Origin of the sequence: Pseudoalteromonas amylolytica, assembly GCF_001854605.1 — a bacterium.
Lineage (GTDB): Bacteria > Pseudomonadota > Gammaproteobacteria > Enterobacterales > Alteromonadaceae > Pseudoalteromonas > Pseudoalteromonas amylolytica.
Map to the genome: position 1 here is coordinate 325,406 of NZ_MKJU01000030.1, position 26,112 is coordinate 351,517.

At 43.1% G+C, this 26,112-nt stretch carries 20 protein-coding genes; 16 read left to right on the forward strand and 4 right to left on the reverse strand.

The window, feature by feature from the left end:
• Window positions 1-8 precede the first annotated feature (8 nt).
• From BET10_RS17370 to BET10_RS17380, 3 genes are all read left to right on the forward strand, one after another.
• Window positions 9-1,022, forward strand: coding sequence for a LacI family DNA-binding transcriptional regulator (locus BET10_RS17370; protein WP_070986849.1), 1,014 nt, complete (start codon window positions 9-11; stop codon window positions 1,020-1,022).
• 174 nt (window positions 1,023-1,196) lie between these two features.
• On the forward strand, window positions 1,197-1,436 hold the full coding sequence (locus tag BET10_RS17375) for an HP1242/YdcH family protein (RefSeq protein ID WP_070986850.1): 240 nt from the start codon (window positions 1,197-1,199) through the stop codon (window positions 1,434-1,436).
• A gap of 227 nt (window positions 1,437-1,663) precedes the next feature.
• Window positions 1,664-3,268 carry a putative bifunctional diguanylate cyclase/phosphodiesterase gene (locus BET10_RS17380; protein ID WP_083330594.1) on the forward strand — a complete coding sequence of 535 codons (1,605 nt, stop codon included), beginning with the start codon at window positions 1,664-1,666 and terminating at the stop codon, window positions 3,266-3,268.
• 62 nt (window positions 3,269-3,330) lie between these two features.
• Here the strand turns inward: BET10_RS17380 and BET10_RS17385 are convergent, their stop codons facing one another.
• Window positions 3,331-4,302, reverse strand: coding sequence for a LysR family transcriptional regulator (locus BET10_RS17385; protein ID WP_070986851.1), 972 nt, complete (start codon window positions 4,300-4,302; stop codon window positions 3,331-3,333).
• A 122-nt stretch (window positions 4,303-4,424) separates the two neighbouring features.
• Between BET10_RS17385 and BET10_RS17390 the strand changes: the two genes are divergently transcribed.
• From BET10_RS17390 to BET10_RS17405, 4 genes are all read left to right on the forward strand, one after another.
• Window positions 4,425-5,609, forward strand: coding sequence for an efflux RND transporter periplasmic adaptor subunit (locus BET10_RS17390; protein ID WP_070986852.1), 1,185 nt, complete (start codon window positions 4,425-4,427; stop codon window positions 5,607-5,609).
• Window positions 5,610-5,612: 3 nt separating this feature from the next.
• A complete protein-coding gene (locus BET10_RS17395; protein ID WP_070986853.1) occupies window positions 5,613-8,780 on the forward strand; it encodes an efflux RND transporter permease subunit in 3,168 nt (1,055 codons plus the stop codon).
• 105 nt (window positions 8,781-8,885) lie between these two features.
• Complete coding sequence (locus tag BET10_RS17400; protein WP_170829174.1) at window positions 8,886-9,881, forward strand: zinc-binding dehydrogenase; 996 nt, start codon at window positions 8,886-8,888, stop codon at window positions 9,879-9,881.
• 283 nt (window positions 9,882-10,164) lie between these two features.
• A complete protein-coding gene (locus BET10_RS17405) occupies window positions 10,165-10,746 on the forward strand; it encodes an MlaC/ttg2D family ABC transporter substrate-binding protein (protein WP_070986855.1) in 582 nt (193 codons plus the stop codon).
• A gap of 61 nt (window positions 10,747-10,807) precedes the next feature.
• On the opposite strand, the gene BET10_RS17410 is transcribed toward BET10_RS17405, so the two are convergent.
• On the reverse strand, window positions 10,808-11,608 hold the full coding sequence (locus BET10_RS17410; RefSeq protein ID WP_070986856.1) for a DUF2989 domain-containing protein: 801 nt from the start codon (window positions 11,606-11,608) through the stop codon (window positions 10,808-10,810).
• 144 nt (window positions 11,609-11,752) lie between these two features.
• Here BET10_RS17410 and BET10_RS17415 point away from each other — a divergent pair, with 144 nt between their 5' ends.
• The 6 genes from BET10_RS17415 (at window position 11,753) to BET10_RS17440 (ending at window position 19,643) form a co-directional block, all read left to right on the forward strand.
• Window positions 11,753-13,198: a glyceraldehyde-3-phosphate dehydrogenase gene (locus BET10_RS17415; protein WP_070986857.1), complete on the forward strand. Its 1,446-nt coding sequence runs from the start codon at window positions 11,753-11,755 to the stop codon at window positions 13,196-13,198.
• 162 nt (window positions 13,199-13,360) lie between these two features.
• On the forward strand, window positions 13,361-14,488 hold the full coding sequence (locus tag BET10_RS17420; protein ID WP_070986858.1) for a M14 family metallopeptidase: 1,128 nt from the start codon (window positions 13,361-13,363) through the stop codon (window positions 14,486-14,488).
• 64 nt (window positions 14,489-14,552) lie between these two features.
• Complete coding sequence (locus BET10_RS17425; protein ID WP_070986859.1) at window positions 14,553-16,283, forward strand: alanine/glycine:cation symporter family protein; 1,731 nt, start codon at window positions 14,553-14,555, stop codon at window positions 16,281-16,283.
• A 78-nt stretch (window positions 16,284-16,361) separates the two neighbouring features.
• Window positions 16,362-16,688 (forward strand): hypothetical protein, encoded by a 327-nt coding sequence (locus BET10_RS17430; protein WP_070986952.1) that lies wholly within the window; start codon window positions 16,362-16,364, stop codon window positions 16,686-16,688.
• A 2-nt stretch (window positions 16,689-16,690) separates the two neighbouring features.
• On the forward strand, window positions 16,691-16,972 hold the full coding sequence (locus BET10_RS17435; RefSeq protein WP_070986860.1) for a YeaC family protein: 282 nt from the start codon (window positions 16,691-16,693) through the stop codon (window positions 16,970-16,972).
• On the forward strand, window positions 16,962-19,643 hold the full coding sequence (locus BET10_RS17440) for a DUF349 domain-containing protein (RefSeq protein ID WP_070986861.1): 2,682 nt from the start codon (window positions 16,962-16,964) through the stop codon (window positions 19,641-19,643). Before BET10_RS17435 ends, BET10_RS17440 begins: the two co-directional genes overlap by 11 nt.
• Window positions 19,644-19,704: 61 nt before the next feature.
• On the opposite strand, the gene BET10_RS17445 is transcribed toward BET10_RS17440, so the two are convergent.
• The gene (locus tag BET10_RS17445; protein WP_070986862.1) at window positions 19,705-22,071 is read right to left on the reverse strand and encodes a TonB-dependent receptor; all 2,367 of its coding nucleotides are present in this window, start codon (window positions 22,069-22,071) and stop codon (window positions 19,705-19,707) included.
• Window positions 22,072-22,345: 274 nt separating this feature from the next.
• A complete protein-coding gene (locus BET10_RS17450) occupies window positions 22,346-22,774 on the reverse strand; it encodes an organic hydroperoxide resistance protein (RefSeq protein WP_070986863.1) in 429 nt (142 codons plus the stop codon).
• Window positions 22,775-22,884: 110 nt separating this feature from the next.
• Between BET10_RS17450 and BET10_RS17455 the strand changes: the two genes are divergently transcribed.
• The 3 genes from BET10_RS17455 (at window position 22,885) to BET10_RS17465 (ending at window position 26,034) form a co-directional block, all read left to right on the forward strand.
• Complete coding sequence (locus BET10_RS17455) at window positions 22,885-23,313, forward strand: MarR family winged helix-turn-helix transcriptional regulator (RefSeq protein ID WP_070986864.1); 429 nt, start codon at window positions 22,885-22,887, stop codon at window positions 23,311-23,313.
• A 287-nt stretch (window positions 23,314-23,600) separates the two neighbouring features.
• Complete coding sequence (locus BET10_RS17460; RefSeq protein WP_070986865.1) at window positions 23,601-24,662, forward strand: hypothetical protein; 1,062 nt, start codon at window positions 23,601-23,603, stop codon at window positions 24,660-24,662.
• A 307-nt stretch (window positions 24,663-24,969) separates the two neighbouring features.
• Complete coding sequence (locus BET10_RS17465; RefSeq protein ID WP_070986866.1) at window positions 24,970-26,034, forward strand: hypothetical protein; 1,065 nt, start codon at window positions 24,970-24,972, stop codon at window positions 26,032-26,034.
• Window positions 26,035-26,112 lie beyond the last annotated feature (78 nt).

The following is a 26,112-nucleotide window of genomic DNA, read 5'->3' on the forward strand; positions in this document are numbered from 1 at the left end:
ATAATTGCATGAAAAAAGTAACCATCAATAGTGTTGCAACTTACGCTGGCGTATCTAAAAAAACGGTTTCCAGAGTCCTTAACAATGAGCCTAACGTTAGCCCAGCAACACGTGAAAAAGTACTGAAAGTCTTTAAAGAGCTAGACTATACGCCAAACCCCATTGCTCGGGGATTGGCTAGAAATAGAAGCTTCATTATTGGCTGCTTGTACGATAACCCAAGTAAAAGTTACATAACTCGTGTACAAAGCGGCGCGTTGGAAGCTTGCCACAAGCATCACTATAACTTGCTAATTCATCCGTGTGAGCTGCGTGGTGAAGAGCTCATTGCCAATATTGAACACCTACTTACCACCTCAAGACTCGATGGTATGGTGCTAACGCCGCCATTTTCAGACTCACAAGAGCTCATTAATTTTCTGAAGAAAAAGAAAGTGCACTTTGCACGCGTTGCATCGGCTATCGATGATGCTGAGTCTATTTCTGTACGCAGCAATGATGAGCAAGGGGCTTACGAGATCACCGAGCATTTGATTGAATTGGGCCATAGCAATATCGCCTTTATCAAAGGTCACCCAGATCACAGCGCCACCGAACAGCGTTTCTGTGGTTATCAGCGCGCATTGGCCGAGCATAATATAACCTTTAATCCGAAACTAGTTGCCGAGGGTAACTTTAGTTATCACTCTGGTGCTGATAGTGCAAAGGAGATATTAGATCTGAACCCTAGGCCAAGTGCAGTGTTTGCGTCAAATGATTACATGGCAGCGGCGGTGTTAAAGCTCGCTACGCAAAGGCAATTAAAAGTGCCTGAAGATATTTCTATCGCCGGCTTTGATAATGCGCCAATTGCCCGCCATATCTGGCCGGGACTGACAACTATCGCACAACCGGTAGAAGAAATGACGCGTCAAGCAGTAGAGCAACTCATTTTGCAAATAAGCGATGAGCAAACGCCTGTTTATCAGGCCACGCTTGAAGCGAAACTCATTACCCGTGAGTCAACGGCAAACTATAAGTAAAGTATTCGATTTCAATTATTATACTTGCCCAAAAGCCCTGCACATAGCAGGGCTTTTTTTATGTTAATAGTCACGCAAACTTGTGTTGGATCAAGGATAACTTACTTGCTCAGGCGTACTGTAAGGCTATCAGCTAATGATAAGTGTATAACAACAGACAATAGGAATTGAATAATGAATATTGAGCGCCATAGTCTTGCTAAAGAGTTACCAGAGTTTAAAGATAAAATTCATGAGTTAAAAATGAAAGACCGTCATTTTGCTCGACTGTTTGAAGATTATCACAATGTCGATCATGAGGTTGTCCGCATCGAAGAAGGGGTAGAAAATACCTCTGATGAGTATTTAGAATCACTCAAAAAACAGCGTTTGCATTTAAAAGATCAGTTGTATCGTATCTTAAAGTGCGCATAAAGAAGTAAAGCCCAACCCACCGAAATAGTACCATAAGGCATATTTCAGGTGGGTTGGATAGATCGGTTTTATGCCAATATCTGGCATGTTTTTCTATCACACTCTATAGACATAACTCAAAAAACAATGGAAAAGCCATTCATCGACAAAGCTCAAAGCAGTTAAAAATCCGAGTGTAATATTTTCCACTATACTCTTAGTCATTGCTTTTATGATGGTGTACATATGTGGGATTGTTAGCGCTCATTCTTGTTATCACTGGAGTTACTGGGCTATGCCTATCTCTTCACTGGGCATATAAAATATGTCAGATTTCTCGTCAATTTGGTTGGCGCGTGTTATTTGGTTTAATCGTCTTTTTTATACTGGGCTATAGTGCATTTACGGCCTACTTATTTGAACGAGAACAAGTTGAGCTGCTCAACGTGGGTTTAGCGAGTATTCTGTTTTTTGGTTCAATCTTTGTTTTAATCGTCAATCATATGGCCCATCAAAGTTTAAAAGCACTGGCAAAACTTGTTGAAGATGAGCGCTTTCACGCGCAAACAGACTTCTTAACCAAGCTGAATAATCGAGAACATTGTGTTAATACCATAGAGACAAAAATTTCCCAAGGCCATGCCTTTGCCGTCATGTTGGTTGACCTAAATAATTTCAAACAAATTAATGATTCTGTGGGGCATTTGTTTGGAGACAAAGTACTGGTTGCCTTATCACAGAGACTGACAGAAGCGTTATCACCCGGCAGCACACTATTTCGCATGGGCGGAGATGAGTTTGTAATACTGATTGATGGCACCGAAGAAAGAACGATTTATGCGCAAAATAATGCACTTATTAAAGCGCTAGAGTACCCTTTGCAGATTGAAGATGTGGCTGTTGATGTACACTACAGCGCAGGTGTGAGCGCATATCATGGTGATGAACAAAGTGATTGTATTACCTTGTTACGTGAAGCCGATATTGCCATGTATAGTGCAAAACGTTCTCGCCAGTCTTTGGTGATATTTGATGATGTATTACACAAGGGGTGTGATCAGGAATTTCATATCTCAGCCGGCCTTAAAGAGGCATTTGCGCAACATACATTGAAAGTGTTTTATCAGCCAATGATTAAAGCGAAAAGTGCTGAAGTTCATGGTGTAGAAGCACAGGCTCGATGGCCACAGGCAAATGGTACCATTATGATGCCGGAACATTTTGTGCCTGTTGCAGAGAGTAGTAACTTAATTCGCCAGCTCAGCTTATTTGTAATAAAAAGAGTGTTTGCAGACTTACCAATATTACTGGCGTGTGATAAACATTTAGTGGTTCATATAAATCTATCCAGCCATGACTTTTTGAACAAAGAGCTAGTCAATCTGTTAGCGAGTTTGCTCAGTGGTAATCAAGTTGCAGCTAAGCATATCACCTTTGAATTGACAGAGAGCATGATGGTGGCCGATTTGGCGCAAACACAGGCATTAATTGAGGTGCTTATAGATATGGGGTTTGCGGTGAGTATCGGTGATTTCGGTACTGGCTTCTCTTCGTTTAAGTTACTTAAGGATCTGCCTGTATCGCAGATAAAAATCGACCGCTCGTTTATTGAGGGGTGCGTGAAAGATGAAAAAGCGCAGATCATTGTAGAAACAACCATGTTTATGGCTAAACGCCTTAAATGCTCAGTGGTGGCAGAGGGTGTAAATCATGACAAAGTGGCGAGTTATTTAACCAGTATCGAGTGCGACTATTTGCAAGGGTATAATATTTGTGAGGCGCTGCCATTGGATGAATGTATAAAATGGATCAAATCAAATGGTCTGGTCAAAAGTGTTTTAAAGAAATACTAATCATGTGCCTTACATCGTAGCGCTAGGCTTTGAAATGTAGTCCGATTGTCGTCTTTGTACCGCTAGAAAAGCGGTGCTTTTACTGGAGCTTGGAAGCCATACAATTTATCAAACTCAGGTATATTATTCTCCCAAATGGGCGTATCTTTGCCGATATATTCACGCATAGCATCAAAAAATAGCCGTGTTCTGACGGGTAAATCTCGATGCGGATAAACAGCATATAACGCAGAATAATCAGTTAACTTGACATCGGTCAGTAGCGGCACCAGTTGGCCATTGATAATTTCTTGATCAACCAAAAAGGCAGGCACAGTGCAAAAGGCTGTGTCAGAGAGCACCTTCATCATTAACAACTCACCATCGTTACTTCTAAAGATACTTTTAATCTGAATTTCTTGTGGCTCGTTGTGGTCATCTAGGTAATGTACGCCAGTAACCTTAAGGCCATCGCTTGCATAGCTAGCTGCTGGTAATCTGGCGAGATCTTGCATGGTTTTCGGTTCACCATAGGTTTCAATAAATTGTGAAGTAGCTAGAATTATGAGCCGATTTCGGGCTATTTTGCGGGCAATGAGGGTAGAGTCTTTTGGTTCACCAACGCGAAACGCCAGATCATAGCCTTCACCAACTATATCCACTAGCCTGTCCTCGAGTCGCAACTCAACCTCAACCTGCGGAAAGCGTTTTTGAAACTCGTTAACCACAGGCTGTACGTAGCGCCTACCGATAATCGTCGAACTGGTGATTTTCAACAACCCTTTGGGCTCGGTGTGGTAGTTCTCTGCAAGTAACTGAGTCTCACTGAGTAGCTTTCTAAGTTGCTGCGCCTTTTTTACCATTTCGGCGCCCGCAGCCGTCAACGAAAACGAGCGAGTGGTACGATTTAACAATCTAACACTGAGTTCATCTTCTAATTTACTGATTTGTTTAGAGATAACCGAACGGTCAATGTTCCTATTTTGAGCCGCCTTGGCAAAAGAGCCGCGTTCAACAACATCTAAAAACATTAATAAGCGTGTACTTGTGTCCATATTCAGTTTCTCTTAGATTTCTATTGGTGCCATTTTGGCATTAAATAATTTAAAAAACGATGCTTTTTTGGCTCTTTTCTGATCTATAGACTGTATTGCTATCAGTACTAGGAGATAAAACCATGAAAAAATCACTCGTGACAATAGCGATTCTGGGCTGCTTAGCCTATATGACAGGATGTAGTGAATCACATGCCGAGGCCCCAGCACAAAACGCCCAAGCATTTAAACAACCTATAGATGTTACTGCGGTAAAAGCATATCCAGTGCAATCTTGGTTTACTTATACCAGCCGCTTAGAGGCCGTTGATTTTGTGCAACTGAGGCCGCGAGTATCAGGAAACATTGCCGCGGTTAATTTCAAAGAAGGGCAAAGCGTGAATGAGGGTGATGTGTTATTTACCTTGGATCAGCGCCCTTTTGTGGTGAAAGTAGCTGAACTAGAAGCGCTATTAGCAAACGCCAAAGCGCAGTTGTCTCAGGCTGAACGCGATGTAAAAAGAGCGGCGCGCCTTTTGAAAACGAAATCTATTTCTCAAGAAGAAGTTGAGCAACGACGTTCTTTACTAAGCCAGTATCAGGCGAATGTGATGGCAACACAAGCTAAGCTCGATGCTGCTAAGTTAGATTTAACGTACAGCGAAGTTAAAGCCCCTATTAATGGTATTGTGTCTCGCGCTGAGTTGACCACAGGTAATACAGTCCAGGCAGGCACAAGTGTGTTAACGCATTTGGTATCCAATGACTTCGTTTATGCATATTTTGATATTAACGAGCGTACTTGGCACAAACAGTTCAATCAGTTGCGAGGCGATAAGCAAACGCAAGTCGTCATGCAAATGCTTGGAGACCAAGAGTTTGAACACAGTGGCGTTGTTGATTTTGTTGATAATCATATTAACCGTCAGACAGGTACGCTACGTGTCCGTGCTGTATTTGCTGCGACACAACAGTTAAAGCCTGGTGCATTTGTGCGTGTGCGCATTGCCGCTGAAGATGTTCAGCAACAGGTTCTGGTGCCTGAAAAAGCGATTGGTACGGATTTGAAAAATCGTTTTGTGTTGGTAACAGATGAGCAAAATGTCTTGCAGTATCGACCCGTTACGCTTGGCGAGCGTTATGGCGTTATGCGCGCAGTTGTTACGGGTTTAAAACCAGGAGATAAGATTGCAGTCAATGGTCCAGCCAGAGTTGGACCAGGCATGCCGATAGCACCACAAATGGTTGAGGTTGAACCTGATAGTAAGCTGCTGGTGATGAATGCTGCAAGCCAGACGTCGCTGTTGGTTGCCGAGCGAGGAGAATAAGGCATGTCTTTTTCTCATTTTTTCATCAAACGGCCCATATTTGCGGCGATGCTTTCTTTGGTCATTTTTATTGCTGGTGCTTTGAGTTTGTCTCAACTTCCAGTGAGTGAATATCCAGAAGTTGTACCGCCTACGGTCGTGGTATCCGCAAGTTATCCGGGTGCGAATCCGACTGTAATCGCAGAAACGGTGGCAACGCCTCTTGAGCAGGAAATCAATGGCACACAAAACATGCTGTATATGTTTTCTCAAGCGACCAGCGATGGACGTATGACACTGACAGTGACATTTGCGCTGGGCACGGATCTGGATAGAGCGCAGGTGCAAGTACAAAACCGCGTTAATAGCGCACTACCTCGCTTACCTCAAGAGGTACAGAGGCTTGGTGTTGTTGCTGAAAAGGCTTCGCCGGACTTGACGATGGTGGTACACCTTTACTCACCGACAAACAGTCACGATACCACCTATCTATCTAATTACGCCGATTTGTACGTTAAAGACGAAATTGCTCGTCTGCCTGGCGTTGGAGATGTACAGCTGTTTGGTGGTGGCAAGTACGCCATGAGGGTGTGGCTAAATCCTGATGCGCTGGCGGCGAATCAATTAACGGCGATGGATGTTGTTAAGGCATTACGGGAGCAAAACCAACAAGTTGCAGCTGGCAGTTTGGGGGCGCAACCAGCGGCGAATGAGTCTGAGTTTCAAGTTTTGCTTAATGTACGTGGCCGCCTTGGCAGTATAGAAGAGTTTGAACAGGTGGTTATTAAAGTAGGCGAGCAAGGCGCGCTTACTAGGCTAAAAGATGTCGCGCGTATAGAACTTGGCCAAGATAACTATTCACTGCGAGCTATGTTAAACGGCCAGCCCGCGCTTGCAATGCCTATCTTTCAACGACCCGGATCGAATGCGATTGAACTGTCCGATCAGGTTCGTCAGACGATGGCACGCTTGAGCGAATCTTTCCCTGAAGGCGTTGAATATGACATCGTGTACGATCCGACCGTGTTCGTGCGTGGTTCAATTGATGCCGTTATCACGACCTTGCTTGAAGCCATTGTGTTGGTCGTGCTCGTGGTGATCCTTTTCCTACAAACATGGCGTGCGTCGATTATTCCATTGATAGCCGTGCCGGTATCTCTAGTTGGTACATTCGCAGTGATGCAATGGTTGGGTGTGTCTATCAATACCTTATCGTTGTTTGGCTTAGTGCTGGCAATTGGTATCGTGGTTGATGATGCAATTGTTGTGGTTGAGAATGTTGAACGCAACATCGCCAATGGATTAAGTCCAGTGGAAGCCACTAAGCTGGCAATGAATGAAGTGACAGGGCCGATTATTGCCATTGCACTGGTATTGTGTGCGGTGTTTATTCCTACGGCGTTTATCACGGGGTTATCGGGGCAGTTTTATAAGCAATTTGCGCTGACTATTACTATTTCTACCATCATTTCAGCGATCAATTCACTGACCTTGTCGCCAGCGTTATCAGCCTTGTTACTAAAACCACATGGTAGCAAGCCGGATGGGTTAACACGCCTACTGGATAGGATATTTGGTCGCTGGGTCTTTGCGCCTTTTAATCGTTTTTTTGACAAAAGCAGCGAAGGGTATGAAAAGCTGGTTAAAAAGCTGATCAGAATGTCTGCTGTGGTTATGGTGCTGTATGTGGCGCTATTGGGGTCGACGGCTAAATTATTCGATGCTGTGCCAGGCGGTTTTATTCCAGCTCAGGATAAACAGTATTTGGTCGCAATCGCGCAATTACCTGATGCTGCGAGCTTAGATAGAACTGAAGCTGTAACAAGGCAAATGGAACAAATTGCATTGCAGGTGCCAGGCATTGCAAACACGGTGTCTTTTCCTGGGCTGTCAGTCAATGGCTTTACCAACAGCCCCAATGCTGCCATTGTGTTTACGCCGCTTGAAGACTTTACAAAGCGTAATGACCCAAGTTTATCTGCGATGGCAATTGCGATGGAACTTAACAAGCGCTTTAGCGCCATTGATGAAGCCTTTGTCGCTGTTTTTCCTCCGCCACCAATCCAAGGTTTGGGGACTACAGGGGGGTTTAAGTTGCAAATTGAAGACAGAGGCAATAAAGGATTTGAGGCGCTATTTAATACATTACAAACTGTAACCAATGAGGCAAGAAAAGACCCAGCGCTGACGGGGATGTTCTCAAGCTTTAGAATTCAGGTACCACAAATGGATATCGATATCGACAGAGAGCAGGCGCTGTTGCAAGGTATTCCGTTATCAGAGGTGTTTAACGCACTACAGGTATATATGGGTTCTTTGTACGTGAACGACTTCAACTTATTTGGTCGTACTTACCAAGTGACTGCGCAAGCTCAAGCACAAAGTCGTTTAGACCCTGAGCAGATATTAGCGCTAAAAGTGCGTAACGTAAGAGGTGATATGGTACCGTTGGGGTCTGTTTTAACCGCGACACCTACGACGGGACCGGATAGAGTGATGCATTACAATGGCTATCCAAGTGCTGAGCTAAACGGCAGTCCAGCTCCAGGGTTTAGCTCTGATCAAGCGCAGCAGGCAATGGAAGCGATATTAGCTAAGCACCTGCCCAATGATATGGCGTTTGAGTGGACTGATGTGACTTATCAGCAAATCTTAGCGGGCAATACCATGGTATATATTTTCCCGCTAGTGGTACTGCTGGTATTTATGGTACTGGCGGCACAGTACGAAAGCTTAAGGCTGCCATTGGCCATCATTTTGATAGTTCCAATGACTATCTTCTCAGCATTACTTGGTGTTTGGTGGATAGGCGGAGATAACAATATATTCACGCAAATAGCTCTAATCGTATTGGTTGCTTTGGCGTGTAAGAACGCCATTTTGATGGTTGAGTTTGCTAAAGAGCAAAATGATGATGGTCAAACAGCACTAGAGGCAATCATCACCGCTTGTAGACTGCGTCTTAGACCAATTTTGATGACCTCGATTGCGTTCACGGCTGGGGTTATTCCTTTGGTGCTAGCGTCAGGGGCGGGAGCTGAAATGCGTCATGCCATGGGGGTCGCAGTATTCTTTGGCATGTTGGGCGTAACGTTATTTGGATTGCTATTTACACCGGTGTTTTATATGTTGGTGAGTAGCAAAAGCGCTAAAAATGTAGCAAAGTCTAGCCAGATTTTGACACATGATTAACTTATAGTTGAGCTGTACAACAATGAATGTTCTAATAATTAAAACGGTTATTAGAACATTACATACAACTAATCAGCCTCCAAAATAGAAATGAATGAGAATCGCGTGACAACAATTCCTGAAACCATGAGCGGTATTTTACTTGCAGAGCCAGGTGTACACTTTCGTTTGCAGCAGGCTCAGTTAAGCACGCCAAAACCAACAGCACAGCAAGTGTTAGTGAAGGTGGAATACACAGGGCTAGGCAGCTTAGACGAGAAATTTGCCCAACAAGGTACGCCCTGTTGGCAGTATCCACGTGTATTTGGTTTTGATGCGGTTGGTACTGTGGTTGATGCGCCAAAAGGAATGCATCCAGAAGTTGGTACGCGAGTAATGTGGCACAATGATATCAGCACGCCAGGTGTGATGAGTGAATATGCCGCTGTGGCAAACTATGCCTTGGCAGTGGTGCCAGAACATGTTGACCCAATCGTTGCCGCTTGCTTGCCAACGCCGGGCATGACGGCGTTAATTGCCTTGCTAAAACTGCAGTTAGATGAAGGTGATTCCGTTTTCATTGAAGCAGGCCACACGTGCACTGGTCAGTTGGCAATTCAATTTGCTAAACAACAGGGGCTCATGGTGTTTAGTAATTGCCCACAAGGCCATCAAGAGCTTTTAAAAGAATTGGGCGCTGACGCAGTGTTCTCTGAGCAAGATGAAAATCTAGCCGACTTGATCCAGCGTCAATATGGATATGATGGTGTTCAGGGCGTTATTGATAGCAGCGGTCAACATACCAATGAGTTATTGTCGCTGTTGCAATTTTGCGGTCGAATCAGTTGTATTTCCGGTTTATCCCAGCTTGATGATGCGTTGTTGTTTAAAAAAGCACCAAATATTGGCGTGGTGTCTTTGCCAGGGGCTTGGCTGGCCAAGAGTATTTGTGCGCAGCAGCGTATGTCATTTCTAGGTAATATCTTGATGGAAAATCTTCAGCAAGAACGTTTACGTTTGCCAAAGCATGAACTTATCGCTTTTGAAAGCGATGAGATAGCGCGAGCGTTAAAACAAAGACAACACCTGCCAGGTACCTTCCAGAGCATAAAAGTAGCGTAGGTTCACTATGCTAACAGTCCTTTGCTAAGGCTTAGCTAAATAGTATCGGCTTTAGCAAAGCAAAGGCTGAGCGACACTTTTTCAATACTCCTTACAAATCCTAACATTTGTTCTTGCATGCCTTCGTTATAATGCACGCGAAACATTTTTGCGTGATGAATGGCAGCAATAAACGGAAATTTATTGGTGCTGATTTGGCATCAAGTATGTGCTTATTTGCATCTTTTTATGCATGAAATGTTTGCGTACCATATCGCCATATAAACATTTAGGACGTTTACTCATGAACAGATTAATTATCGTGTTAGCGATGCTGTTTTCAGCCTTTAGCTTTGCATCGGACACACCCTATCAGTTAATTACCAAAGTAGGTGACGAATTATTTACCGACATTAAAGCGGTTAACAAAGACGGCAAAGCTCAATCTGATGTTATGAAAAACATTGTACGTAGCCGCTTAATGCCACATATTGATGTGAAGTTTGTGTCATTTAAATTGCTGGGCAAGCATATAAAAGGCTTGCAACGAGCTGAAGCCGTTGAATTTATCAATGCGGTGGATAGCTACTTAGTAGCAACCTATGCCAACGCTTTGTTGCAGTACAAAGGGCAAAATGTACTGTTTGAAGAGTTGCCGCTTGGTGACAATGAATTTGCTACCGTAAAAGTGGTGATTAAAGAAATGTCAGGACCTGATATCGATATGCACTTTAAATTCAGACAATCGAAAGACGGTAGCTGGAAAGTCTACGATATGGTTGCAGAAGGTATTTCATTACTCAGTGCCAAGCAAAAAGAGATTATTACTCGCATTTCTGAAGTGGGTTTGGCTCAAGTAACACAAGAGCTAAAAAATAAGGCGTAACAGTTTTAACTTTCCGACTTTTAAAGTTAAAAGTTTAAGAGCAGCAATCGCTGCTCTTTTTTTAAAACTCTCTAGGTGACACAAAGGTACCTTCTTGAATGCTGGTATAGGTTTTTTGAGCTAAATCGTTGAGCGGATCTAGCGATTTACCAAGGCTGGTAATTTGATGTTCAATTGGAATAATATCAACACTATCAAAGCCTGATAGTTTTGCCACCTTAGCAAAGGTATAAGCATGCTTGTATTTTTCTTGCTTATAAAAAATACTCGTCAGTGTCTCGTATACTTCTGGAGCGGGTTGTTGACCTTTCTTATTCAACTCTAGAACGCGGTACAACAAGTCGACCGTTTTATCATCATCAATTTTGGCATAAAAGGTTGCCAAAAAGAGTTGAATCTCCGGATCATCTTTAACCACTTTTTGCTCTTGCATGTTGAGCAATTTATTTAGTGCTGCTCGATTGGCGTTGCGTGACCAATGGTAATACAGTAACCCAGGATGGGTAGTGTCTAATGTTTCTTTAAAAATACGATTAATTTCTTTAAGGCTTGTCAAATGACCATTGACGCGAGACGTGGTTTTTTCTTTTAGTTTTATGTGTTCAATTTTGGCCGCGAGGGAGACACATTTGTCATAGTCTTCGAATAGTTTAAGTAGTTGGTACTTATTTTCATCGGTTGGTTTTTTGTATTCATGATAACGCGCAATAATCACCTCCGCGCGCTCTTCTCTACAATGACTATCTGTGTTTAAGTCACTACAAAATCCAGGCGTTTCGTCGCACACTCGACTCAACGTAATGGCGTTATCACAGCCTGCCAATAGCAATACAGACAAGACAATAGATTGTCTTAATGCCATGAGGTTTCCTCTTGTCGTAATTTATTATTAGTATTCTAGCCCAATGAATTGATGAGTAACAGTGGAGAATCACGGCGGTTTAAATTAGAATACGTGTGCCCGATGGGGCTATCCGTTCAAAAAATTGTTTATTAGGCAGAAAAAATGACCTTATCTCACGAGCAAGAATATCAAAATAGCTGGCAAGAGCGCCAAGATTACGCAGAAAATATGCAACCAATTATTGGTCGCTTATATCGTAACTCTGGTATCGAAATCGCGGTTTATGGCCGTCCTTTGGTAAACACCAGTACCATCGACGTGATCAAAGCACACAAAACAGTTGCACGTTTTGAAGAGCGTAAACTGCGTTTGCGCGAAAGCTTCCCATTTTTAGAAGCTATCAGCAAAATGGACTTAGCACCAGCACGCATCGATTTAGGTAAATTAGCATACGGCTACATCTATAAAAATGCTGGTGAAGGCCGCTCAATCGAAGAATATCTTAACGCTGAGCTTGCAGAGCTAGTCAACAAAGGCGATGGTCAAAAGCCTCGCGACGTTGTGCTTTATGGTTTTGGCCGTATTGGTCGTTTATTAGCGCGCCTACTTATTGAACGTGGCGGCTCTCACGCTGATTTACGCCTACGTGCTATCGTTGTTCGTGGCGGTCGTGATGGTGACTTAGAAAAGCGTGCAAGCTTACTACGTCGTGACTCTATTCATGGTCCTTTCAACGGTTCAATCACAGTTGATCACGAAAAGAGTGCAATTAAAGCTAACGGTAACTACATTCAGGTTATTTACTCAAACTCTCCAGATGAAGTAGATTACACAAAATACGGCATTGAAAACGCGTTGATCGTTGACAACACCGGTATTTGGAAAGATGAAGATGGTCTTGGCTTGCACCTTAAATCAACAGGCGCAGCAAAAGTACTATTGACTGCACCTGCTAAAGGCGACATCAAAAACGTTGTTTACGGTGTAAACAATCAAGACATTAAGAGTGAAGACAAGATTGTATCAGCAGCAAGTTGTACAACTAACGCAATCACTCCTGTTCTAAAAGCTATTAATGATAAGTTTGGTATTAAGAATGGCCACGTAGAAACGGTTCACTCATACACCAATGACCAAAACTTGATCGACAACTATCACAAAGCAGAGCGTCGTGGTCGCAGTGCGGCATTGAACATGGTTATTACCTCAACTGGTGCTGCAAAAGCGGTTGCTAAGGCACTTCCGGAACTTGCGGGTAAGCTAACAGGTAACGCTATCCGCGTACCTACACCAAATGTTTCGATGGCAATCATTAACTTAAACCTAGAGACAGCGACTGACCGTGAAGAGTTAAACGAGTTTTTACGTAACACATCGCTTTACTCTGACTTACGCGATCAAATCGATTACACAGCGTCAACAGAAATCGTATCAACAGACTTAGTTGGTAGCCGTTATGCAGGCGTAGTAGATTCACAAGCAACAATTGTTGATGGTGATCGCGTTGTTCTTTACGTTTGGTATGACAACGAGTTTGGTTATAGCTGTCAGGTAGTGCGTGTTATGCGTGATATGGCAGAAGTATCATTCCCAAGTCTGCCTCGTTAATACGTTGATAGTCTTAAAAAGCCAGCATTTGCTGGCTTTTTTAGTTTTTGAACGTAGCAGGCTGTGATACTCTTGAGCGTATTACGTTACAGTCAGCTAACAAGAATTAACAGTGAAGTTCTCCCGCTCAAAATGAACGGGGTAAAACAATTAAGGTACATGATGAAGATCACCAGTAATTTTGACAGTGGTAATATCAAGGTGCTAGCGGCTAGCGAGCCTCTTGATATTCAGTTGGAAATTAATAAAGACAATGAATCCGATTTTTTTCAGTGGTTTCACTTTCGTTTAGAGAGCACACCATTTTTAGGTCACAAACTACATATTAATGGTCTTGAAAAGTCAGCTTATCCAGAAGGATGGGATGACTATCATGCGGTTGCATCATACGACCGTCAAACATGGTTTAGAGTGCCGAGTCATTATGAAGATGGCCGTTTAATTATTGATTTTGAACCTGAATTTTCACACACCTACTTTGCTTATTTCGCACCGTATAGTTATGAGCGTCACCTAGATTTATTATATTGGGCGCAAAGCCATGACATTTGCGCCATTGAAACACTGGGTGAAACACTAGATGGCCGTGACATTGGTCTACTTACTGTAGGGGAGCCTGAGGACGGTAAAAAGCAAATCTGGATCACCGCGCGTCAACACCCAGGTGAGACAATGGCTGAGTGGTTTGTTGAAGGTTTGTTACATAAGCTGTTAGATGATGAAGATCCGCATGCAGCTGCATTATTGTCAAAAGCCGTATTCCACATAGTGCCTAATATGAACCCAGATGGTAGTGTTCGAGGTCATCTACGCACGAATGCTGCAGGCGTTAACTTGAACCGTGAATGGCAAACACCAAGCTTAGAAAAATCTCCTGAAGTTTATCACGTGTTGAATAAAATGCATGAGACTGGCGTTGATATGTATCTAGACATTCACGGTGATGAAGCGCTACCGTACAATTTTGTGGCAGGTGGTGAAGGGATACCAAGTTATGATGCACGTATCAAAGAACTTGAAGATACTTTCAAAGCTGCACTATTGACGATTACGCCTGAGTTTCAAGATGAATTTGGCTATGACAAAGACGCTCCGGGTGAGGCAAACCTAACCGTTGCGTCCTGTGCTGTGGGTGAGGCATTTAAAACGTTAGCTTATACAGTTGAAATGCCGTTTAAGGATAATGCTAATTTGCCAGATCCTTACTATGGTTGGTCAGACAGACGTTCATACCAGTTTGGACAAGACACGCTCGCGGCGATTGTGAGTGTCGTAGATAAATTAAGATAATAATTAACCCAAAAAGCAACCGTTATTCGGTTGCTTTTTACGTATAACAACAAGAGGATGAGTCGTGGATGCATTTGGACAGTTTCTAGATTTTCTAGATAGCATTTTAGGGGGATCCGTTTGGTTCCCATATGTACTTTTAGGGGTAGGTTTATTCTTTACAATTTATCTCAAGTTCCCGCAAGTTCGCTACTTTAAGCATGCATGTAAAGTAGTAACGGGTAAGTTTGATAAAAAAAGTCACGAAGGGGATACCACTCACTTTCAGGCACTGGCAACGGCTTTGTCGGGTACTGTAGGTACGGGTAACATTGGTGGTGTGGCGTTGGCTATCTCTATCGGTGGTCCCGCAGCGTTGTTTTGGATGTGGATGACTGCATTTTTCGGTATGACGACCAAGTTTGTAGAGGTCACCTTATCTCATAAATACCGTGTCAAAACCGATGATGGCACAATGGCCGGTGGCCCTATGTATTATATGGACCGCCGTTTGAACATGAAGTGGTTGGCTATATTATTTGCCATAGCAACCGTGATCAGTTCATTTGGTACAGGAAACCTGCCGCAGATCAATAACATTGCGCAAGGTATGGAAGCAACCTTCGGCATTGAGCCTTGGCACACAGGTGGCGTGTTGTCGGTATTGTTGGCGTTGGTAATTCTAGGTGGGATCAAACGTATCGCTGCGATTACTTCTCGCATTGTGCCAATTATGGCAGCTATCTACATCGTGGGCGCGTTGGCAGTTATTTTGTTTAACATTGAAAATATCGCGCCGTCATTTGCTGCTGTATTCACCAATGCGTTCACAGGCTCTGCCGCAGCTGGTGGTTTCTTAGGTGCGTCATTTGCTTATGCCTTTAACCGAGGTGTAAACCGTGGTTTATTCTCCAATGAAGCCGGTCAGGGTTCTGCGCCAATTGCGCACGCATCTGCTAAGGCCGATGAGCCTGTTTCTGAAGGAATGGTATCTATTTTAGAACCTTTCATTGATACCATTATTATTTGTACACTCACTGGTTTAGTTATTTTGTCATCAGGCGTGTGGTCTGAAAAGTTTGATACTCAGTTTGAGCGCTCATCGATGACTATTCTCCATGGTAAGTACAGTGAAAATGACCCGCAGCAACGTCAGGAACTGTATCAATATCTCAACGGTGGTAAAGATCATTCGGTGCAGCCGTATACTGGCAATATAGAAGTGCTGCAGGGCAAGGCGCTAAGTGATGACTTTACGATTATTCATTCACGCTCGATTGGTGAAAACATTCGCTTCGGTATTACAGAGCGTCATGTTTACACAGGTACAGTGGAAGTGGACAAAGGTAAGCTGGTTGATGACAGCATCAGTATTCGTGGTGAATCTTTGGTTCACTCAGCTGAGCTGACAACCAAGGCCTTCACTCGTGGTTTCTTTGGTGAAAACGGTCAATATATCGTATCGATTGGTTTGTTGATGTTTGCATTTTCAACGGCGATTGCATGGTCATATTACGGTGACAGAGCCATGATCTATTTACTAGGCAGTCGTTCAGTCATGCCTTATCGAGTATTTTACGTGGCGGGCTTTTTCTGGGCGTCATTTGCTGATACCACACTCGTTTGGAAATTAGCAGCGGTGGCGATAGTGGTTATGACTCTACCAAACTTGTTTGGTATTTTCTTGCTGCGTAAAGAAATGAAAGACTCTGTAGATGATTACTGGCAGAAATTTAATCGTGAACACAAAGAACATGCATCTAGTGACCAAAAAAGTGACGATAAAAACAACATGCGCGTAAACGAGTCGAATTGAACAAAGACATTCGAATAGAAAACGAGTAAAATGGCGCCCACTATGGGCGCTTTTTTTGTAGCATTTGGAGAGTTATTTATGGCAATTGTACAATGTCCTGGTTGCAGCAAATCCATTTCAAATAAAACTAAGGTATGCCCGCATTGCCAACTGCAATTGGGTGAGCTGACTGAAGAACAGATTGAACGACTTGCGATAAAAAAACGTATCAGTAAACAACAAAAGTTTATGAATCATTCGTTTTTGGCATTGATTTTATTCCTTGGTGGCTTTTTATATATGTATTGGCACCAACCTGAGCCGGATTCGTTACAGATGATAGCGGCACAGGGAGCCATTGCTGTGGGCTGTGTGTGGTACTTGGTTAACCGAGTTGTGTTGATTTATTTGAAAAAGAAAAAGTAGCGATGAATATTGACAGTATAGTAAAAAGCTTAACACCAGAAGTGTACGAGCGTCTCCAGTATGGTGCTGCAACAGGCAAATGGCCAGATGGTACGCCGCTTAACGAGGCGCAAAAAGCCCAAACGGTGCAGTTAGTGATGCTATATCAGGCGAAAGTTGCTAAAAGTAATGAGCAATTTACCATTAATGAGCGCGGCGAAATGGTTCAAAAGTCAAAGCGTGAGTTACAACAAGAATTTAAAACCCAAAATGAAATAGCTAGGTTCAGTGAACATGATCTTTAAACACCTTTTTACGCCTAAATGGAAGCACCCAAAAACGGCAGTACGTTTGGCGGCAGTTGATAAATTAGATACAGGGAAAGACGCGGAGGTATTACAAACCTTAGCCTTGCAAGATAGCTCAACAGAGATCCGCAAGAAAGCATTGCACAAGGTTAATGATCTGGTGTTGTGGTGGCAAGCATATAAGCAGGACCAAAGCTTAAAAGAATTGGCAGAGCAGCAGATTTCCAGCGCAGTGCTTAACAAAAATGACGCACTGAGTGATGACATTCGTAGCGAGTATATCGACAAATACGCTCCGACCAAATTGCTTGAAAAGCTCGCTTTTTCAGAAGGTGAAATACAATTTAGAGTTAAACTGCTCAAACGTTTAGCAAACGCGAAGCTCATAGAGCGGGCTTTTAAAGAGGGCTGCGAGGCGGTACAAGTCGCGTTGTTACCTCTTACAGAGCAATATCAATTAGATAAAGCAGTTTTGAAAAGTGCGCAAGGTGAAGCGAAAACCGCTATTGAACAGCGAATTGAGCAGCAGAGGCTTGCCAAAGAAATGCCGCAACAGGTTGAGCAGCAAACCAAAATGGTGTTGGCGAAGCTGAACGCACTACGCGACAAGTTCGATTATCAGCAAGTTAATGAACAAGCGAAAGCGCTATTAAGTGAGTGGCAAGAGATTGAACTAAAATGGCTAGATGACGAAGCGATTAAGGCAGTTGATAAGAAGTTTACCAGCATCAACAAGAAGCTTGAACAGCACATCGCAAAGCAAAAGGCTGAGTTTGAGGCCGAGCAAGCTAAAATACAGGCAGAACAAGCTAAAGCAAATGAAATTAAATCAAGCATAGCTGCGATTGATGCGTTTGCACAGCAATTAGCTAAGGCAATTAGTGAGTTAGATGAGCAGCAAAGCAAGTCATTAGATGAACAGTTAACTCAACTAAGTAGTATGCTCGCTCAGAGCCAATTTGCGGACTGTAAAGAATTAGTAGAGCAGCGCAAGCGTATCGAAACCTTTGCTCAGCAGTTGACTCAGATACCAGAACTTATTGCGGCAAGCAAACAAATAAAAACGGCTTTGGAGGCACTAGAAGCTATCAAGCCTACTGACGAAAAAGAGCTGCTGGACAAAAGAGTGGCTGAGCAAAAATCAGCCTATGATGAATGTAAAGCTATTTTGCGTCAGCTTCCCGATGATCTTCAAAAGCAGGCATCTGAGCAATTACAAGCGTTAAGCAAACAGTTTAAACAAGGTATTGCACCGTTGTTGGATGAGCAACAAAACCACTTAAAGCAAGCTAGACGTAAAGGTAAAGACGTACAGCGTTTGATTGAGCAGGGACGTTTCAATGTTGCCTTTGGGGTGTTTAATGGTTTCTTGGAGCATTATCAACAACTGACTGAAAATAATCAGCAGAGTATCGAAAAGTTATACACGGGCTTGAACGAGTCGTTACAGGAAGTACGTGACTGGCAGAAATATGCAGCAACCCCTAAGCGTGGAGAACTGTTGACACAGGTTGATGAAATGCTCGCGCAAACAGATGTAGATCCGAAAAAACGCGCAGAAGAAGTTAAACTACTTCGTATTCGTTGGAATGAGCTGGGCCGTGTAGATACGGATGAAGAAAAGGCACAGGCACAGCAGTTTGATGAAAAAATTGAGCTGTTATTTGCTCCATGTCGTGAGTTTTTTGCCCAGCAAGAGCAACAGCGAGAAGAAGCAAAACAGGCTCGGGTTCAGATCATTGAGCAAATGAAAGTACTTGAGGCACAACAAGCAGATGCAGATAACTTTGACTGGCGTCAGTTTGAAAGCCAATTCAACCGTTTAGCAAAACAGTGGCGTACAGCTGGAAGCGTAGATGGTTCGGTATACAAGGCATTGAATGGCGACTATCGAGCAGTTTACAGTTCGGTTAACGAGCGTTTGAAGTCATATCATCAAGCCAACGCTAGGCTTAAACAACAGCTTGTGGAGCAGGCACAGCAGCAACTAGAATCTGAAGATCTGGCTGATGCATGTGAACAGCTAAAAGCACTACAAAAGCAGTGGCAAAATATTGGTTTTGCGGGCTCTAAGCAGGAACATACGCTTTGGCAGACGTTTAGAAAGCATAATGATGCAGTATTTTCTAAACACAGTGAGCAGTTTGAACTACAAAAGCAGCAACAATCTGAGCACGAAGTTGAGCAGCAGGCACAGTTGGACGCCTATGCCTCAAAGCTGCATGAAGCAGAGTCAGTTGAGGAGCTAGCTAAATTGGCAGCTGAGGTCTCAGCACTGGATTTAGTGCCCAGTTTGCGAAAGCTAAAAGCAGCTCTGTTGGATAAAATTGCTCAGTTGCAACAGCAATTAAAGGCGAAACAGGATAAGCAAAAGTATGTTGAACTTATAAACGCAATTGAAGCGGGTGAGTCGTTACCTACCACTTGGCAGCAGCCAAAGGGCACGACGGAGTTAGTTCCAGCACAGCTTATGCTTCGTTTAGAAATTTTGGCAGACGTGGAATCGCCACAAGAGATGAAAAAGCAGCGTATGGTTGAGCAGGTAGCAATGCTAGACGCTAAGCTTCAAGGTGAAGAAGTGAGCTTTGAGGTATGCCTAGCGCACTATTTGAGTGCAGCGCAGAGCGAGCTTGACACCGAACGGCTGTTAAGAGTTTTGAAAAAATAAACTCTATTTATAAAAAAATCCGATGCTAGCATCGGATTTTTTATGTCTAGGCAAGCGCCGCTTAGAAGAAAATATAATCTAAACGTACTGCCAATGTTCTGCCTGGTAAGAATTCAATGTATTTTTGTGCAGTTGCACTGTCACTTCTGCTTCTATCATTCTGATATTTAACTGTTTCTTTATCAAACACATTGTTCAGGTGCAAGCTAAGTTTAACGTTATCGTTTACTTCATATCGAGCCGATAAGTTGAACACTTGATACGCCGGCACATTGTCACCATCTTTGGTATTAAAGTGAGTTTTGTACTTACCGTAAGCACTGACATCTGCGCGAATAAACGCTGGACGGCCTCTAAACTCAAACTCTTGGTCAAGCGCAATGTAGGCGTTGTACTTAGGAACTAGCGCCATTTCATCGCCTTTACTTCCGCCAATGGATGCATTGTCTTCTGTTAACTCTGACTTGGTATAAGAAGCGTTAACAATGAGTGATAAGTCATCGGTTAGATTTGCGGTAGACTCAAATTCAAGGCCACGAGAGCGAGCGGCACCTGCGTTGGCTGTATAACTAAAGCCACAAGTGTCCATATAGATGTCAGTTTTGATGTCTGTCCAATCGATATTATAGATTGCAGAGCTAAAGCTGAAGCGGCCATCAAATAGTGACGCCTTAACACCTAACTCATAGTTATCGATTGCATCTGATGTATAACGGTCTTTTCTGTTTCCTGCTTTAGGGTCGTTAACACAGGCTTGTGCCAATGGTCCATTGTTACCGCCAGGTCGATAGCCCTCAGAATACAGAGCATATACAGAGTAATGCTTTTCAGGTCGCCATGAGGCACTTAGCTTATAGCGATTGCCATCTTCTTTACCTGAGGTAAGCGTCACGCTTTCTGACCATACACCTTCGGTCTCGGTATGACTGTAGTCCTCAAGGTCAAAACGACGCACACCCGCGTTGAGTTCAAACTCACCCAACTCTTGAGTTTGGAATGTGTAACTTACATCTGCAAACAAGGCTTGCTCTTCGTCCCAAGCGCTGTAGCGTCTTAAGTTCCAAATTTTTGCAGGGTCACTAAACTTATCTATACCCATTTGACGGGCATCAACTCCCCACCAATATTCAGCAGCCGCTGAAACTTTATCGCCAAGCTCTAGGTATTGCCATTGATAATCTGGTGTATTTGGCTCTTCGGTCTTATCGTAGAAGAAGCCCACAGTCCAACTTAATGGGCTATTCGCATCAAGGTTTTGTAACCTGAGTTCATGGGTGGTGCGCTCTTCTTCATCATGGGTGATGATCCATGTTTTAAACATGTCTGCCGCGTCTAGACGTGACCAATCATCCAGATAGTGGGTCTCATACTCGCGATAAGAGCCGGTGTAGGATAGCGATGCAATATCGGCGATGTTGTCGATATTAACGGCAACCGAGAACAAATCAAACTGCTCTTCTTCCCAGTAATCGAAAGTGTTGTATACAGAGTATTTATCTATTGCTCCGGTGACAAATTCACTACCTTGTACGCAACGAACGCGGCCCCAATTTGGGTTACATTCGTTCCAACTATGAGAGACGTCATAACCATACTTTGCGGTTGGATTATCTTTGTAATCCAAACTGAAGTAGCCACCTGGTTTCGAGGTATCACCTAAAGTAGTACCTTGAGGGTTGCGCTCATCTCTTACGTAAGCAAAGTTGATGGTAGTGCCATCTTGAGGTTGCCACAATAGCTGGGTACGTAAGAAACTGGTTTTTTCCTCGCGTTGTACACCCGTTGCTTTGTTTACCATAGGGCCCATGTCATTGGTAATATTACCGTTAACGCGCATCGCCAAGGTGTTTGAAATCAATGGAATATTAACACCTAAAGACATGCTGCTATCATAGCCATCAACGTCCTTTTCAGCCGCACCTTGCATTGTGCCAAATAGCTCAAACTCATCAAGACGAGGCTTGTTGGTGATCACGCGCACAGTTCCACCGATGGCGTTAGAGCCATAAAGTGTGCCCTGCGGGCCTCGCAAGATTTCAACACGTTCGATATCAGCCAGATTGGTAAATTCATAAGGGATATCATCGGTAAAAATGGCCGTTGTATCTGGTGTAGTATCATTACCTCCACTTAGACCACGCAGTATTAGCTCGCCTCGCGGTGCCGCAGCGCCTGCAAGTGTGCGGTAAATATCACTGGCGTCTAGGTAGTTTCGGTTGCTCATTTCAGCGGCAGAGATAGCTGAAACACTCATTGGGATTTCAAGGATAGTCTCAACTTTTTTACGAGACGTTACTGTAATAACTTCAAGTGATTGTTGATCTTCATTGGCACCAACATCAGCGGTAGCAATGGTGGGCATCATGGACAGAGAGCTAAAAATCGCAGTGCTGATCAAGCTCCTTTTAAGTAACTTATTATTATTCATACATTTTCCTTGTGAACAATATGGTGATTATTGCAAGGAACAGATTACGGTAGTTTCATTAAACAGACAATAATCTTTTGTTATATTTTTAGTTACAAGTAATTAGAAAATGCATACTAATTATATGGTTAGAACGATGTGCTTTATAGTGGGAAAATGGATGGTTGTTCAACCTATTGATAGTTAATAATATAATTTTAATTTCATAAGCTAAGGCCTCAAGCGAGTAAGAGGCCCAGTTGTTAGAGTGTTAACTTGGTTATTAACCCTTAAATTAATTAACAGTGAGTTCAACAGTTATGTTACCGCGAGTTGCATTCGAATATGGGCATACCTGATGTGCTTTTTCAACAAGCTGCTCGGCTTCTTCTTTTGGCATAGAAGGGATGGTAACGACCAGTTTTACTGCGATACCAAAGCCACCTTCGATGGCACCAATATCCACCTGCGAGTCAATTTTTGTATCCGTTGGTAGTGACTTTTTATTTTGCCCCGCAACAAACTTGAGCGCACCAATAAAGCACGCAGCATAACCGGCTGCGAATAATTGCTCTGGGTTGGTGCCCGGGCCATCGTCACCGCCAAGACCTTTAGGTGTTGACAGCTTCACGTTAAGGCGTGAATCATCTGATTTAGCTGTACCTTCGCGGCCACCAGTGGCTGTGGCATGTGCGCTGTAAGCGATAGATTGTAACTTATTCATAATGTGCTCCTTGTGCATTTGGAAATTAGTTTGCATGCAAAGTATATTCATTAAAATCAAATTTGCAAATACTTTGTGTGCAAAATAAAATGTACCCAGAGGTAAATACAATGAATGACAGCCAACTAAAACTAGAAAATCAGCTATGCCATCGGCTTTATATGGCGGCGAATGGTATTGTAAGAAGTTATCGGCCATTACTTGAGGCCATTGATTTAACCTACCCACAATATGTGGTGATGATGGCAATGTGGGAACATGAAAAATTGACCATTGCCAGCTTGCTTGAAAAAACAGCCATCGATGGTGGGGCAATGACTTTAATTTTAAAAAAGATGGTGGCCAAGTCGCTGTTGGATATAGTCAAAGATGAGCATGATAAACGCAAAAAATGGGTGACATTGACAGCCCAAGGACTACAACTCAAGTCTCAAGCCTTACAAATTCCACAGCAAATACGCTGCTGTTTTCCAAGTGTTAGTACGGAAGATTTGAAGCAACTAACACAGCTTTTAGACAAAATACTCGTTGATTTATAACGGTACCTCTATTGATGTGGTGAAGTTCATGAAAGACTTTTGGTTTGAGGTGGAGCTGAACTTCAATTTAGATCATAAAGACTTAGAGTCTTCGAAGTGCTATAAGCACAAGCGAGGTTTCGAATGACCTAAGGTTTAAGGCAAAAATGCTTGATGAAAGTTAAGAACTTTTATTTGAATACAACGCATAAGTTTTACATACTGAATGTTAATAAATTGGTAAGAGGTCTGAGGTGATGAGCAAGTTTCCGCTCTTGAAATGACCCTAACAATGGAGTGCGTTGTGTATGAAAAAGACTTATCTTGTGATAGCGGGGCTAGTTGCTGCGGTACTGCTGTGGTTTTTGTCTGGGGAGAAAAAAAACTTAGAAACAGAGCCTTACAGTAAGCCCAAAAATGATATGAACGTGCCCATTGTTGGGCAGTTCCCAGGCACTGTAACACAGCCAAAGACGCAGGTATCTGCGAAACCCGAGGCAACAGTACACACCTCTCGCCAGTTGAGTGAAGCGGCGCAGCATGTGGCAATACAATACGAGCAAACGCTCAAATACCCACCTTATTCTCAACCGTTAACCGAGCATGATGAAGATAGGCTCAATCCCAATCACTTCTATCCGGTGACGAGTATGGTTGAGGGAAGTGAGCAGCCGCTGAGTGTTAAGTTATCTAAGTATCGTTACGTATATCCAGAAGACATCCTCATAGAGGTGACAGGTCCAAATTTAAAGCAGGTAGAACTTAAGCTAGTTGATATTGATACCCAGCGGGAGTATGCCTCAACAACGTTACAAACTAGCCCCTTCGAAGGGCGCTTTAAAGGAGAAAAGCAATTTCCTCGTGCTCTGCAACTTGTGGCTAACGTGAAACTTGAAAACCAGAAAATCCCAGTAGTGGTGCAGTTTCAATATATGCAGCCTAGCGCTAAAATTGTTTCAGTGACTGATGTTTACCCTCAAAATGAAAATATGATCATTGAACTCAATCTTGCGGTGAGCAACCCCGGTATTTATCGGCTAAGAGCGAATTTATTCACAAGTGATGGGCAGCCTTTGGCGCATCTCGTAAGTAAGGAGAAACTGTCAAAAGGCTCACAAAGCATGATGTTAAAAGCACACTGGTCGGTACTTAGACCAAATACAGCGAACATGTTGTTGTCGGGGTTTGTCATTGAACGTATGTCACCGAGTCCTGCTGAGCCTGCAAGTTATGGCAACAGCGAGATAAAAACCTTTGAAATTAAAGATTTTGCATTCGATAGTTTGCAACAGCTACCTTACAACGCCTCTTCTGAAGAGCAACAAAGCTTAGAGTTTTTACGTCAGTTAGCCAGAGATGGAAACTTGTAGCTGACAAAAGTTTATCTAATTACTCGCAGTTAACTGCCAAAAATACCTTATTCACCTCCTTAAATTGCCATCTATGGTGGTTTTAGGAGGCTTTTCAGCAAAAAATCACTTTTTTAATATTAGCATATTTAATTGATTTCTTTGCTATTAATCTGTCAGCCTGCCATTTTTCGTTCATTTAAGAATCATTTTTGTAAATTTAATGTTGAATTTTGAGTTTTTGTTAAACATACTGAAATGACTCAGTGATACGAGGTCTGATGTCTGAGTTCATAAAGCAACTAATAATAAATACTCAGGAGTTTACATGAACAACAAATGCAGCAAGTTGAGCATAAAAGCCCTAGGCGCTTTTATACTGTGTGTACTGAGCAGTTTTGCAGCGCACAGTAATGAATATAAAACTATCTTGGTCCACGGTTTTCAGCCAGATCAACTCCTCAACCCAGGTGGGACAAATGTGGTCAGCGATGGTCAGTCATATTGGAAGTCGTTTTGGGGCAACAAAGCAGATGAGCGAATCGATTGGCCGTCATATGAGCGCCTAGAAGGCAAAATTGCGACACACTGGTTATGGCCAAAACTAAAACAATTTTCTCAGTCAAACCTATGTGAACCGGGATGCGTATTGCTAACGCATTCAACTGGGGACTTAGTTGCACGTTACATTATAGACAATCAGGCGAATTGGCTTGAAAATGCAGGTTTACAGCCACTGAATATCGTTGCGACTTTTGATATTGCAGGCGCAGGTGGGGGCAGTGAGTTGGCCGATACGGCGGTGAGTGCCTTAATGGGTGGTCACTTCTGGGATCCGCTGGTTGAGCACGCGATAAAGCTATGGCTGGGTAGCACAACGGTAGAAGCGTTAGGCATTTTGCATGATTTGAAAGTTAATAATGCGCGTAAAATAGCGCCGCAACCTTCGAGCCGTGCGCCACGTTTGCGATTTGTGGCAAACTCAAGTGACTTTTTGGGTGTGACCAGTCCGTTTCTAAAAGGCAGTGATGATGGTGTGGTAGCTTCTCATTCAGCATGTGGGGCGAGTAAAGCTGCAAAATTTGGTAGCTGCTCACAACAAGTTGCGATGGACGGTCAGTTGAGCGCACAAGATGACGCGGTCAGTGGCTTTATGCCATATCACTATCCGTTGATCATGGCGGATGGATACACTCATGGCACAATTCGTGAGGCGGGACACCATGGTAAAGTGACTATTGCACAAAACAACATTGACGTTGCTGGTAACAATGTGGGCTTTCAAACTTTTGATAAAAGTACTGGATTTTGGATCTTTAAAAAGCATTATCGCTACGTGAAAGACTCTGAAACGCTTGGCGTATCACAACTCATTAATAACGTACTTCCTTAGCATCCCCCGACCATAGAAACGACAGGCGTTAAAGGCTTGTCGTTTCTATTCAATAAAGTAATCTGTAATTTATGGATA

Coding starts and splice junctions, on each gene's coding strand:
- BET10_RS17370 (WP_070986849.1), top strand. CDS start 9: ATGAAAAAAGTAACCATCAATAGTGTTGCAACTTACGCTGGCGTATCT.
- BET10_RS17375 (WP_070986850.1), top strand. CDS start 1,197: ATGAATATTGAGCGCCATAGTCTTGCTAAAGAGTTACCAGAGTTTAAA.
- BET10_RS17385 (WP_070986851.1), bottom strand. CDS start 4,302: ATGGACACAAGTACACGCTTATTAATGTTTTTAGATGTTGTTGAACGC.
- BET10_RS17390 (WP_070986852.1), top strand. CDS start 4,425: ATGAAAAAATCACTCGTGACAATAGCGATTCTGGGCTGCTTAGCCTAT.
- BET10_RS17395 (WP_070986853.1), top strand. CDS start 5,613: ATGTCTTTTTCTCATTTTTTCATCAAACGGCCCATATTTGCGGCGATG.
- BET10_RS17405 (WP_070986855.1), top strand. CDS start 10,165: ATGAACAGATTAATTATCGTGTTAGCGATGCTGTTTTCAGCCTTTAGC.
- BET10_RS17410 (WP_070986856.1), bottom strand. CDS start 11,608: ATGGCATTAAGACAATCTATTGTCTTGTCTGTATTGCTATTGGCAGGC.
- BET10_RS17415 (WP_070986857.1), top strand. CDS start 11,753: ATGACCTTATCTCACGAGCAAGAATATCAAAATAGCTGGCAAGAGCGC.
- BET10_RS17420 (WP_070986858.1), top strand. CDS start 13,361: ATGAAGATCACCAGTAATTTTGACAGTGGTAATATCAAGGTGCTAGCG.
- BET10_RS17430 (WP_070986952.1), top strand. CDS start 16,362: ATGGCAATTGTACAATGTCCTGGTTGCAGCAAATCCATTTCAAATAAA.
- BET10_RS17435 (WP_070986860.1), top strand. CDS start 16,691: ATGAATATTGACAGTATAGTAAAAAGCTTAACACCAGAAGTGTACGAG.
- BET10_RS17440 (WP_070986861.1), top strand. CDS start 16,962: ATGATCTTTAAACACCTTTTTACGCCTAAATGGAAGCACCCAAAAACG.
- BET10_RS17445 (WP_070986862.1), bottom strand. CDS start 22,071: ATGAATAATAATAAGTTACTTAAAAGGAGCTTGATCAGCACTGCGATT.
- BET10_RS17450 (WP_070986863.1), bottom strand. CDS start 22,774: ATGAATAAGTTACAATCTATCGCTTACAGCGCACATGCCACAGCCACT.
- BET10_RS17455 (WP_070986864.1), top strand. CDS start 22,885: ATGAATGACAGCCAACTAAAACTAGAAAATCAGCTATGCCATCGGCTT.
- BET10_RS17460 (WP_070986865.1), top strand. CDS start 23,601: ATGAAAAAGACTTATCTTGTGATAGCGGGGCTAGTTGCTGCGGTACTG.
- BET10_RS17465 (WP_070986866.1), top strand. CDS start 24,970: ATGAACAACAAATGCAGCAAGTTGAGCATAAAAGCCCTAGGCGCTTTT.